The 11,936-nt window shown below is 69.8% G+C and carries 9 protein-coding genes and 1 CRISPR repeat array; of the genes, 3 read left to right on the plus strand and 6 right to left on the minus strand.

The window, feature by feature from the left end; all coding sequences use genetic code 11:
- Positions 1–89: 89 nt before the first annotated feature.
- On the minus strand, positions 90–2,477 hold the full coding sequence (locus tag ACGFSC_RS14965; RefSeq protein WP_359907362.1) for a hypothetical protein: 2,388 nt from the start codon (positions 2,475–2,477) through the stop codon (positions 90–92).
- Positions 2,413–3,543 (minus strand): patatin-like phospholipase family protein, encoded by a 1,131-nt coding sequence (locus ACGFSC_RS14970; protein ID WP_359907359.1) that lies wholly within the window; start codon positions 3,541–3,543, stop codon positions 2,413–2,415. Before ACGFSC_RS14970 ends, ACGFSC_RS14965 begins: the two co-directional genes overlap by 65 nt.
- Before the next feature lie 493 nt (positions 3,544–4,036).
- Between ACGFSC_RS14970 and ACGFSC_RS14975 the strand changes: the two genes are divergently transcribed.
- The gene (locus tag ACGFSC_RS14975) at positions 4,037–4,765 is read left to right on the plus strand and encodes a hypothetical protein (protein WP_359907356.1); all 729 of its coding nucleotides are present in this window, start codon (positions 4,037–4,039) and stop codon (positions 4,763–4,765) included.
- A 348-nt stretch (positions 4,766–5,113) separates the two neighbouring features.
- Here ACGFSC_RS14975 and ACGFSC_RS14980 read toward each other — a convergent pair whose 3' ends face one another.
- On the minus strand, positions 5,114–5,569 hold the full coding sequence (locus ACGFSC_RS14980; protein ID WP_359907353.1) for a hypothetical protein: 456 nt from the start codon (positions 5,567–5,569) through the stop codon (positions 5,114–5,116).
- A 314-nt stretch (positions 5,570–5,883) separates the two neighbouring features.
- A complete protein-coding gene (locus tag ACGFSC_RS14985; RefSeq protein ID WP_359907350.1) occupies positions 5,884–6,696 on the minus strand; it encodes a leucine-rich repeat domain-containing protein in 813 nt (270 codons plus the stop codon).
- Between the two features lie 127 nt (positions 6,697–6,823).
- A CRISPR array of direct repeats spans positions 6,824–7,036; the repeat unit is 30 nt; unit sequence GGAGCCATCCCCGCGTGTGCGGGGCCGACA.
- 593 nt (positions 7,037–7,629) lie between these two features.
- Here ACGFSC_RS14985 and ACGFSC_RS14990 point away from each other — a divergent pair.
- The gene (locus ACGFSC_RS14990; RefSeq protein ID WP_359907380.1) at positions 7,630–8,142 is read left to right on the plus strand and encodes a hypothetical protein; all 513 of its coding nucleotides are present in this window, start codon (positions 7,630–7,632) and stop codon (positions 8,140–8,142) included.
- Positions 8,143–8,591: 449 nt separating this feature from the next.
- Here ACGFSC_RS14990 and ACGFSC_RS14995 read toward each other — a convergent pair whose 3' ends face one another.
- On the minus strand, positions 8,592–9,140 hold the full coding sequence (locus ACGFSC_RS14995; protein WP_359907347.1) for a histidine phosphatase family protein: 549 nt from the start codon (positions 9,138–9,140) through the stop codon (positions 8,592–8,594).
- A 544-nt stretch (positions 9,141–9,684) separates the two neighbouring features.
- The gene (locus ACGFSC_RS15000) at positions 9,685–10,122 is read right to left on the minus strand and encodes a hypothetical protein (RefSeq protein WP_359907344.1); all 438 of its coding nucleotides are present in this window, start codon (positions 10,120–10,122) and stop codon (positions 9,685–9,687) included.
- A gap of 204 nt (positions 10,123–10,326) precedes the next feature.
- Between ACGFSC_RS15000 and ACGFSC_RS15005 the strand changes: the two genes are divergently transcribed.
- The gene (locus tag ACGFSC_RS15005; protein ID WP_359907341.1) at positions 10,327–11,493 is read left to right on the plus strand and encodes a hypothetical protein; all 1,167 of its coding nucleotides are present in this window, start codon (positions 10,327–10,329) and stop codon (positions 11,491–11,493) included.
- Positions 11,494–11,936 lie beyond the last annotated feature (443 nt).

Here is an 11,936-nt window from a genome sequence, read left to right on the forward strand (position 1 = left end):
CGCCGAGCCCACAGAGCCGCCTCGTCCGCCGTCTCCGCCCGGACGTGCAGCGGTCCGTTCGCTGCCCCGCTCGTGGTCGGCGAGGGGTGTCACCGACTGCTGAGGCGGCCGATCCGTTCGGCGGTCAGGCAGGCGCGCACGATGGCCACCCGGACCAGCGGGCCGCCGAGGCCGCACTTAATGACATAGAAGAGGATGAGGTTGGTCGAGGTGACTGCCAGTGCGTACACGTAGACGTCGTGCAGAAGTCCCAGGTAGAGCAGGGTGCCGACGCTGAGGACCGCGACCGCGTAGAACATCGAGGTCGGCGACCACTGGGTGAACGCCGCCAGGCCGGTGATCTTGCTGTCATCCTCGGGCACCGTGGTCAGCCCGAGCCGCCGGGAGCGCGCGATGACGGCGCGGACGTACGCCAGGGTGACGGCGTTGGCGAGCCAGGTGAGGATCTGTCCGATCGCCGAGTTGATGGGCCACCAGCGCGGTTCGACCAGGGTGATGGCCAGCACCAGGCCGCACGGGACCACCGCCATGATCCGCATGATGGTCTCGGTGGTCAGGGCGAGCCGGCTCAACGAGCCGGCCCGTCGGCCGATCGCGAGCGGCGTCAGGCCGGAGAACAGCATTTGGTAGTACTTTGGGGCGGCGATGGCGTAGGACAACCCGACCATGCGGGCCGGAAGATTGGCCCGCCAGTCCGGTACGGCGTAGTCCGCGTGCCGCCACGAGTCGACGATCGGAAGGCCGTCGCGGTTGCCGCCAAGGTGCTGGGTCAGCTCGATCAGCCGATTGTCCCAGGACAGGTTCAGGTCGCGGGCCAGCCAGGTCAGGACGGCGAAGTTGGTGAGCGCCCACACCAGGGCCGACAGCAACGACCAGCCGAGCAGCCAGGTGGCCAGCGGTTGTCGGCTGCCGGTAGCCGACGGAGTGCCGCTTCGCCGGCGGCTGCGCCACAGCCGCCACTCCCGGCCGGGGTCGCCCGCCAGTGGTCGGGCCAGCTCGCGCAGCGCCCGCCACCCGGTCTGGACCCGCAGCTCGCCGATGTCGCGCTCGGCGGCCCGGACCAGTTCGAGCTCGGCGAGGAAGCGCTCCTTCAGCTGCACGTAGGAGAAGTCCCGCCGCGCCGGATCGGAGAAGATCAGCAGCCGCCGCTGCGGGACGGCGTCGACCAGGTCCTCCAGGAACCGGGCCAGCTGCGGGGCGCGCATGTAGAAGATGTCCGGCACCACCCGTTCGGTGCTCTCCGCCCCGGTGCCGAAGAGCATCAGCAACCGGCCCAGCGAGTAGAGGTCGGCGCGCCGGATGTCGCCGTCCCCGGCCCGGACCTCGGGTGCGATGTAGGAGGAGGCGACGCCGGTGGTGCCGGTGATGGTGTGCGTGTACAGGTAGTTGCGGCCGAGGTCGACCAGTCGGAAGGTCCCGTCGGTGGTCGAGACGATGATGTTGGAAGGCGAGAGGTCCGCGTGGACACCGCCCAGCCGGCCGTGCAACGGATTGTCCGCAGCGGCCTGCTGAAGCTCTGCCAGGGCGTCGAACAGCTTCAGTCCGTGTTCGCGGAGCCGGTCCAGACTCAGCCGGAGCTCACCCGCGGGACGGCCGGCCGCCTCGGCCCGGACGGTCTCGGCGAGGGTGCTGCCCTCGATGAACTCCATCATGATCCAGTCATCGGAGCTGGCCCACACCCGCACCAGGTGCCGCAGGCCCTGGGCAGCCGACCCGTAGGTCCGCGCGTACTCGCGGGTCGCCCTGGCCAAGGTCTCGATCCGGGTGAACGGGTAGAGGATCAGCTTCAGTGCGAAGTCCGGGCGGGCCCCGTGCACCGGGCCGACGGTGCTCCCCCGGAGGATCACGGACGTGCTGCCGTGACGGTGGAAGCGCAGGTTCGGCGCCATGGCCCGCCATTCCAGGACCGCTTGCGCGGTGTCCGGGCCGGGGCGGTACCCTGCGGCGGCCTCGGGGCTGTAGACGGCCGACACCACCCGGCCGACCTCCTCGTTCGCGGCGAGTACACCGCAGACCGCCGGGCAGTCGTGGGTGAGGGTGCCCCCGTCCGCACCGTGCGCGGTGTCGCCCCCGTCTCCCGGGGCCGCGGTCGAGACCCGGGAACGTTGCGCCTCGGACTCGGCAAGACCGATCAACGTCAGCAGGAAGAACCCGGTGAACCCGAAGACGTCGGCGCACGCCTCCTGGAGCGCTTCGCTCTGCTCCCGGTAGCGGGTGCACCAGGCTGTCAGGTGGGCGATCGTGGCCGTTCGCGAGCCGAGTCCGAAACGGGTGTCGAACGAACGCTCGTCCACCGGTATGTCCCGCAGCACCCGCTGCCAGGCGACGAGCCGGCCGGCACGCCGCCTGGCGTTCTCCGGCCCGGACGGCGGCAGGCTCAGCGCCGACCGCAGCGAGGCCGTCCGGTCCTCGCTATAGCCCGTCAGGTCGCGCAGGGCGGCGAGCACCGGGTCGAGCGTTGCTCCTTGGGGCGCCATTCGCGGTCTCCACCACCGTCAGCCGTGGTACGGCATGGATGCGGCCCTGGGCGATCATTGCGGTGGGTCGGTCCTCCAACGCGCAGAATGCCGTCTCGTAGGCCGTGCGAGCGTGTTCGAGCAGCAGGTTCCGGTCCGTCTCGTGCCGCTTCAGCTCCGGCATCCACGGCAGGGGAGCGAGGTCCAGCACGTGCGGCCCGACCTCGCCGACCGAACGCCGCTGACTGCGCAGCCACTCCTGATCGCGGTACTTCTGCCGGATTGCCGCCAGGTAGCCGCTTCCCAGCCCGGTACGGAGCCGTTCGAGGTACAGGTAGGTGTAGCGGTGCATCAGGGACAGGCTTCCGCCCATGCGCTCGCGCATCGGGCGGGTACTCAGCGAGAGCACGTGCGTACAGCCGTCGTCGAGCGCGAGCCGGAACGGGAGTGCCGTCAGCACGCCGCCGTCCACGGCCCGCCTCCCGTCGGAAGTCCGCGCGGTGCCCGGTACTGCGATCGGCAGCCAGGCGGAGGCGCGCAGCGCCGACTTGAGTTCATCCTTGGAGGAGAAGTCGTGCAGCACGACTGTTCGCAGGGCGTCGACATCCGTGACCGGAACGGCCAGCCGAGCCGGAGAGTTGATCACCGCCGCATAGTCCAGCGGTTTGACTCGCTCCATGACGTGGTCAAAGGCGTAGCCCAGGTTCAGAACAGGCCTTCGGCGCAGCGCCCTGGAAAAGTCGACGAACCGGCGCGTCGCCAGGTCGTCATAATAGATCGACAGTGAATACCAGGTGTTCCCCATGAGAAAGTAGGCGCCATTGATCCCGCCCGCCGAACACCCGTAGACCACGTCGAAGGCGTCCTTGAAGCCGTGGTCCTCCAACTGGCACAACATCGCGGCCGATACCACCCCGCGCATGCCGCCACCCTCGACGGCAAGCGCGACCCGCGCCCCGTCCGTGCGGCTCCCCGGAAGGCTCCCGGAGTCGCGCCTGGCGCGCAGAATCTCGAGCACGGGATGATCCGGATCCCAATACCCCTGTGTAGACATCAGCCTGTCTGTCACATCGACGTACTGTGCCATACGGGGAAATCATCTGATGGTGTTTTCCATCAGATGACGAGGCGAATATGCGGAACGCCACCCGCCGCTTCACAAGCGAAAGTCGGCAATTCCGCTTGTGGCGGAGGAACCGGTCCGGAAGTCTGCCACCAGATTTTCGAGCACCGATGCGAACACGGCCCGCTGAACGGGGACCGCCTGTGCCCACGGCCGCGAACAAGGGACAGTTGTGTCCGCGGGCCGGTCCGGGGGTGGTGTGCGTGGCGCTCGACGCGAGGTCCGCCGGCACGCCGTCGGCCCGGCCCCGGCTGCGGACCCGCCGGCCCCGGCCCCTCAGGCGTAACACACCGTCCACAGGGCTTCAGTGGACTTCGGACAGATTCCGAGAACCGAGACACCGTCCGGCGTTCCGGGCCGCCCGGTGCCGTCCGACCCCGGAAGGGGCGGGGCGGCACGCCCCGGCGACGGCAACCCAGGCGTTCCGGCCACGCACCGGACCGGGGGGAGAACCGTCATGACCCACCGTCCCTCACCATGGACCCGCACCGGCGGCGCGCTGCTCGCTGCGACGGCGCTCGTTCCGGCAGCGGCTGCCTGGTACGTGTTCGCCGTCCGGATGCCGGACGACACCGAGCGGTCCCGCTCGTACTCGGTCGCCACGACCTGCCCGGCCGGGAACCCGGGCACGGCGGTCGAGGAATGCGTGCGCACCGTGCCGTTCACCGTCAGCGGCACGGTCCTCCGGCACAAGGACCACCTGGCAACGCTGGACGGCGCGCCGTCCTGGAGCGGCACGGTGCGGTTCGGCAACCCCGGGCCGCTGCTGGAGGACCTGAAGCCCGGCGACCGGGTGGACGGCACGGTGTGGCGCGGCCAGGTGATGCGCCTGGAGCGGGCCGGCGTCGCGCAGGCCTCCGTCGACGAGCCCCGCGACGAGGCGCAGCTCATCGCCGGGCTGGGCACCTTCGCCGCGCTGCTGGCGGTGCTCGCCGCCGCCCTGGGCGCACTCCTGTTCACCGGCCGTCCCACCACGTTCGCCCTCGCCCGGTCGCTCTTCTTCTGGACGCTGTTCTCCTGCGTCATGCCCGCGGTGCTCGCGTTCTGGGCCGACCTGCCGTGGTGGACGGTGCCGGCCGCGGCCATCCCGACTGCGCTGCTCGCGGCAGAGGCGGTGCGCCGCCGGAACACGGCAGGGGCCCGGACGGGGCCGCAGGGGTTCGTGGACGACCATCTGCCTGCTTGACCCCGCCGGCAGTCGGCGCGGTTGCCGCCGGCTCCCCGCCGTGGGCCTGCCGGAGCATGAACGGCTCCGGTTCCCCGACGCCGAGCAGCATGTGCTGAAACGGCCTCGCACCGTCCGCTACGAGCACTTCCGCCCGTTCACAGCGGACTACGCGTCACCGCAGGGGCCGCAGGGCGCAGCCGCGGGCCCTCGAGTGGGGCTCCACAGTCGTGGCGGAACGGACGACGGGGAGCGGTCCGGAGGCCGCCCAGGTCCCGAGGGGGACAGGGCGGCCCCGGTGGCCCGCTGCTCGGCCAGGTGACCCCTGCTGTGGAGCTCCTGCACTCTCACGGCCGCGTTCGCCCCGTGCTACGCAGGACGAAGGACAGGGTCGATCCCGGCCAGCATCTCGTGCAACCGGCAGGCTCCCAGGGCGACGCGGTCGTCGATGTCCCGTGACAACTCCTCGCAGAGCTCCAACGCCTTGTCCCGGTCGTCCGAGAAGATGCCGAATACGTCGACGATTGCGGTGTGGATCCAATCGCTGTGATTCGAGTCAGCGGCTGCCAGCGCAGACGCGACTATCGCCAGCCCGACCCTGTCCTTTCGCCGAAACAGGGCTTCTGCGGTCACTCGGGTCACGAAGGTGTCACCTGGGTCGAGCACGAGCTCGATCAGTGGCCCGAGTGCCTCCCGCATCTCGGCGAAGCCTGCCAGGCCGTGACCGGCATCCGCCCGGTCACGGTAGTCGTGGCTCCGCCCGAGCGCACCGAGCGCCATGACGGCTGCATGCCGCCGCCGATCACTGTCCACCTGCCTGCCCATCCCTCCCACGATGTCCGGTCAAAATACCGCGAGGCACCTGCCCCGCCGGGTGATCGCCAGGACAATGCGTAGTTCAGAGAGACGTACCGGGGCCGAGCGCCGTCCTGATTGACACCCAGGCATCGAATCCCGCTCGCCTGCGCCTGGGGCGGCAGCCTTGGTCGTCCCCCTCAAGGACGGCAGGTGCACATCCCCCCGGCGCGACCGGAAAACGCCGGCGGGGCGCCATGGGGCCTTCGCTGCCGTGACGCCGTGACAAGCACCGTGACGTCCTGGGGTGCCCGGCGCGGGACCTGCTGAGGCAGTTGAACGGGTCAGCGGGGGCTCGGGCCGGCCGGCGGCTGCTCGACACCCGGTCCGCCGGCGTGCGGCGCCTGGACGTAACCCTCGGCCGGAACCGGCAGCGCGTCGATGCAGGCCGTCGAACAAGCGTTGACCAGCAGTGGCAGGACGTCGGCGCCCGACGTCCGCAGTGAGATCCAGGCCTGGCGGAGGTTCACGCCCTCGATGCGCTGGTCGCAGACGCTGCACGTACGGATCACCGCGGCACCCCACACACCGGGGTCGAGGTCCTCGAAGTCGACGCCCTGGGCGGCGGTCGTCGCCAACAGCCGCGGAAACGGCGGCCGTCGCTTGTAGTTCCCGTAGACGGCCCGGGTGCTCACCGTACTGCGACGCAGGCCGGCACACCGGGTGATCTCGTACGGGAACCAGTGCAGGCGGTAGGAGGTGTACGGGGTGAACTCCTCGAGGCTGCGCATAGCGCCGATCTCGGGTGGGATGCGCACCAGGTTGCTGCCGTACAGCACGAGGTGCTTGACCGAGGTGAGCCCGGCGATGGTCGGGGGGAGCGTGACGACCTGGCGCCGCTGTTCCGCGGTGAGTTCCACGAGCGGTTCGAAGACCTCACGTCCGTCGGCTGCCGCTTCTTCGACCAGTTCGAGAAGGCGGATCCATCCCGGTGCGGTGGTGTCCTGGCGCTCCCGGTGGAAGCGGGTCGGCCGCTGGGGCCTGGTGCTGAGGCGCTCGAGGCATGTGCACAGATCGCGGGGCGACTCGTCGCCGTCCGGAGCGACGGCGCCGGCCCAGCGATTCGAGATCACCTGTGGCTTCGACTTCTCACTCATCCGCTCACGGTAACGTCACAGCCGACGGGTCGTGGGCGTGATCGGATCCTGTTGTCCGTCCGCCGGCCCGGCTGCGTCCGGCTCCGTACCGTTACGTGCTTCCTGAAAAGCTCGGCTGTACTCGGCAGGAGCCATCCCCGCGTGTGCGGGGCCGACATCGGCGGCGGGCCGATGCGCAAGATCGCTTCGGAGCCATCCCCGCGTGTGCGGGGCCGACTACCCGCTGAACGGACCGACGATCGGGGCGCCGGAGCCATCCCCGCGTGTGCGGGGCCGACAGCCGCTGCTCGTGCTGCTCGTGCTGGGTGGTCGAGCCATCCCCGCGTGTGCGGGGCCGACACTTCCTGACCTGCTGTGATTCGTCTCAGGATACGCGAATCTATTCAGTTCGAATCCGTAACCCAGCCTGCGCACGGCTGAAGCTCGAGGCCGACCCGGAAGCCCCGTTCTTTCAGCCTGGCGCCGAGGAAACCGTGCTCGCGAGCACGCGGCCGAACTCCTGGCAGCGGACCTGTCGTTACCCTGAGGAGGAGCAGCACCCGTGAGCTCGGAGCCGGTGAGTACGCAGTGGCTGTTCACGCAGCTTTCCGAGAGCGCTCCCCGCGAGCATTTGTCCTCCTGATCCATCACTCCGGGCTCGACATTCTCACACCGCGCATCCGCTCCTTCGCCGTCATGTTGACGGGACACCAGAGCGGAGGGCTCCCGGAACGGCTTGGCGCGGTCCGCCAGGATGACCAGCCCGGCCTCCGCGCCCTCGCCGCCGTCATCGTCGCAGGACGCTCCCTGCTTTCGAACTCCGGCGTCGTCGAAGGACACGTCATCCGTATCGTTCCGTGGAATCGACGCTGTCAAGTGCCGCCGAGGATCCTGCCGCTTCGAATACGTGCTGGCCGATTGCGTCGCGGGCAGGAAGACTCAGCTGCTGTGGACATGGGAATCTCTGGCTTCAAACCGTCCTTCCTGGTAGGAGTCGAGGCGGTTCGGCAGGCGCACGAATCACGTCTGGCAACGCTCGTCGGCAGGCGGCTGACGGGGTTCGCGCTGGTGCGCTTCGCCGGGGACGACGACTGGTTCGCCGACTGCCCGGTGGTGGTGGACTTCGACGGCCTCCGGGTGGAGGTCTGCCACGCGAAGCTCGACGAACTCTCGATCGGCTGGAACACCATCGACACCGCAGCGGCCATCACCGGGTGGGAGCGGTCCGAGCTCACGCCCCAGTGGTCCCACAGCGATGAACGGCTGGGGCAGTTCATCGGCCAGGAACTGCGCGAGGTCGCGCTGCTTGAGTGGCGGCCGGCAGACCGTGACCTGGCGGCCGCAACGGTGGCGGTGGAGTTCGCCTTCACCGAGGGCCGTCTGCGAATCGTCAATGGCCTCGACGAGAACCGCATCGAGATCGGCGCGACCCCGCCGGACTACATCCGACACCGGCTGAACCGCTGATCGCTACCACCCAGCCGACTTCTGGACGATTCCAACGACTGGGCAGGGCAGCCTGCGCTGGGATGCCGATCTGCCGAGGTGTCGGCTCGACCGGCGCGGGGACGTCGGAGATCCGCTTCAGTAGCCCGTCGATGGTGGCTTGCCCGTCGTCGACTCGGCGGCGCGTTCGTCGTCCGTCACCGCGATGGCCGCGAGCACCGCTGGCGCGGGCCCGGGGCCGGCACCCTGCCCGGGCCAGCCGTTGCACCTCTCGAGGCCGTCTTTCACGCTGCCGGTGAACGCCAGCGCTTCGCGACCGGTCCCGAGGGCACCGAGCAGGGTGTCGAGCGCCGCGTCCGTGTGTGTCCTCCGCCGAGCGGCTCACCCCGGTAGACCTTCAGTAGCCGGTGGGGCTGGCCATGGTGGTGGTGCGTGGGGTCGGATGCGCCGACGCCCCGGGGTGCACCGTCTCAACCCTGCGACGGCGTCCAGAACGCGGTGATCCTCGCTGCGCCGGGCCCGATCCCCTGCCAGGAACCGTCGAATTCGAGGACGGCCACGGAGGCGGTCGGGAACCCGGACTCTTCCACCCACCGTGAGAGGTCGCCGTCGGCTGCTCCGGCGAGGAGCCGGACCAGCTCGGGCAGGCTCGGATTGTGTCCGACGACGACCAGGTCGCCCACGTGGTCCGAATTCTCACGCACCATCGCGACCAGCTCGCCGATCCCCGCTTCCCGTCGATGGATACTCACACTGAGGTCGTAAAGTCCTGGCTCGTGGACCGTCTCTGGGAGCCGCGGCAACGCGGCGCCCACGTGTTCCCAGGTCTCCCTGGTCCGGCGGGCGCCGGACACCCGCGCGAGATCGGGCGTGATGCCGGAACCCGCGAGCCATCGCCCGGCCCGGGACGCCTCCTCCCGTCCCCGCTCGTCGAGACGCCGTTCCCTGTCGACCGCCGTCTCCCGTTCGGCCTGCGCATGACGGATCAGGACGAGTCTCCGGCCGGTACCCACGATCACGTTGGCCTCCCCTTGCCCGCAGGCCGCGGCGCAGCCCGACGGAATCGCTTGATCTTTTGGAGCCGAACACTACCCGGGCGGCGAGGGGCCCGGCCTCGGCCGCCGCGAACGGATCGTCCCGCCTCCGCCAGTGCCGGTGGGCGGGCCGGTGCCGGCGGGAAATCGTTGGATCACGGCTGTGCGGGACCTCAACCCTGACCGGCCATGACGACCCCTGAAGAGGTGGACGAGACGGTTCTCCTGCTGACCGCGCGCCCGCCCGGCACGGTGGAGACCGTTCGGGCGGGCGCGCGGCCGGCTGGACATCGACGGCATGGTCGGCACGCAGACCGGGGGCGCCTTGCGGGAGCTGATCTACCAGGGCTGGTACACCGACTGCTTCGATTGCTTACCGACCCCGTGACGGTCGTCTCGGTCTCTTGAGGCGGACCTGTCCCGGCCTGCCGAGGACGGGTCCGCCCGGTGGTTGCGAGCGGCGCCGGGATCGACTCAGTGGCTGATCATCGCGCCGAGTGATTTCGCAGACTTGATCGGATCGGCCCTGTCAGCCACCCGTCCGCAGATCGCGCAGTCCTTCCTCGAAGACCGGGAGTGCGTACTGCTCCGTGCCGGGTCCTGGCATCTCGAGCTTCTTGAGCTGCCCGCCGACGATGTGGGAGACCAGGGGCACCGGAAGCGCGTCGGGCCAGAGACCGGTCCGCTTGCCCTCCGTGAGCACCCGGCGGAACGCGCCGGTGGATCCCCGAAGACTTCGGCCGTTTGCCTTCAACTCCTCTGCGGCGCACTCACCTTCGCCCTCGACGATCTGGAGCAGGATCTGCTGAGCACGGGGCGGGAGACGGTCGTAGTACGAGCGGGCCCGCTCCGGCGTCCAGCGGTCGTCGGGCACCGCGGTCACGACGGCAGTCGGCATGGCGGCGAGAGCGAGCAGCTTCTCGAGTGCCTCGGGGGTCGGATTCTCCACGGTGATCGTGATCTTCATGGCGGACACCTTTACAGCTCCGCTGGCCGAACACAAATAACCACGACAGACACGCCAGAGACGCGGAAGGCGCCTTGAGATGCCGTATGTACCAGCTCCTGTGTTGCGTCCTCTAACTGGATTTAGAGGACGCGACACAGGGCCCGGTACAGATAGGCTGTCCCGGACGGATCATCAGCCCGCCGTACCGGAAGGAGAGCGCCCGTGGATGCCGAGGCGTCGGACGGCCTGCCCGTCCTGGTGGAGCGCTCCACCGAGATCGTGGTCGGCGAGCTGGTGGACGACGGCCAGGCCCTCGCGCCGTTCGCGCCCGCCGGGGTCGATCCCAATGAGATGCTGACCGAGGACGCGGCCGACGACCTCGCCTCCGCCCGGCCCGCGCGCACCAGCCAGACCTACGCCGAACAGTGGCGCTACTTCGCCCGCTGGTGCGCCGACAACGGCCGCCACCCCGGGCCGCGCACCAGCGAGGCGAACATGGTCTCCTACGTCTCCCACCTCCGCCGCCGCGGCGGCCGCGACGGCACGGGCGCGCCCGTCAGCTCCCTGCGCCTGGCGATGGCCGCCATCCGCGACGCCAACGCCCGTGCGGGGTACGAGAACTGGCCGCCGAAGAAGGCGACCGCCGAACTGATCCGCAAGCAGGCCGCCGAACACGCCCGCGCCCGCCGCACCCCGAAGTCGAGCCCGCCCGTCGACGCCGCCCGCATCGCCCACCTCCAGCAGGGCACGACCGCCGACATCCCGCTCGCCCGCTGGCGAGACCTCACGATCCTGCACCTCGGCTACCGCACCCGCGCCCGGCGCTCCGAACAGGCGGCCTACCGCATCGACTCCATCGTCTTCGAGCACCTGGAGGACGGCGCCGAGCAGATGGTCGTCGGCAAGCGCACATCGAAGAGCGACCACTGGTCCACCGGCCGCGAGTACGTCGTCCGTGACCCGGTAGCGATCACCGTGGTCCGTACGTACATCTCACTGCTCGCCGAACTCGGCCAAGCAGAGCCGCAGTTGCCGCTGCTGCGCGGCATCACCCGCTGGGGCAGCCTGATGCCCGTCCCCGCCTCCGGAACCGGCATGACCGGCCACTCGGTGAACCGCGCCTTCAAGCGCATGGTCACCCGCACTCCCGGCTTCGACGCCAAGAACGCCACCAGCCACGGCCTGCGCGCCGGCGTCCCCGCCGACCTCGCCGCCCAGGGCTACAGCGCGGCGGAGATCCTGGTCATCACCGAGGACTGGAAGTCCACCACCATGGTCGAGAAATACGCCAAGGCCGGCCTCCGCCGCGCCGGAAAGGACAACCTCGGCCGGGCCCAGCAGGCCCTCGATGCCCTGGTTGTCCCACCGCCGACCGGTCCCACCGGATAAGCAGGGCGGACGCCCCGTATTGCCGTGCCGTGGTCTGTCCACTCGCCGGACCACGCCCGTCCTGGCCGCCGACCCGCCCAAGGCCGCCGGAGGGCTGGCTGGGCGCTGGGGCGGCCGAAGGCAGACCACGCGGTCTTCATGTCCCTGCCAGAATACTCCCGTCCCAGCGTCCGAACCTCGGAAGACTCAACTGCACCCAAGGCTTTTATTATTGCCAAATCCTGCCGCCATCAGCAGCATTCGCACCAATTACGCCCAGATCCATTCAATGGGTGCCGAAGCCTTTCCAGCGCCCCTCCTCGTCGGACCAGCATGGTGGTGTTCTGCTCTTCGTCCATAGCCAGCTGCGGGGCGGGCGAGAGGCCTCGACCCCGATACGCCCTTCGGCCTCTGCTCGCGACGATCCGCGAGCGCCAGGGCCGCATCGACGAGATCGAGGAGTA

It is taken from the genome of Kitasatospora sp. NPDC048715 (assembly GCF_043198905.1).
Lineage (GTDB): Bacteria > Actinomycetota > Actinomycetes > Streptomycetales > Streptomycetaceae > Kitasatospora > Kitasatospora lactacystinica.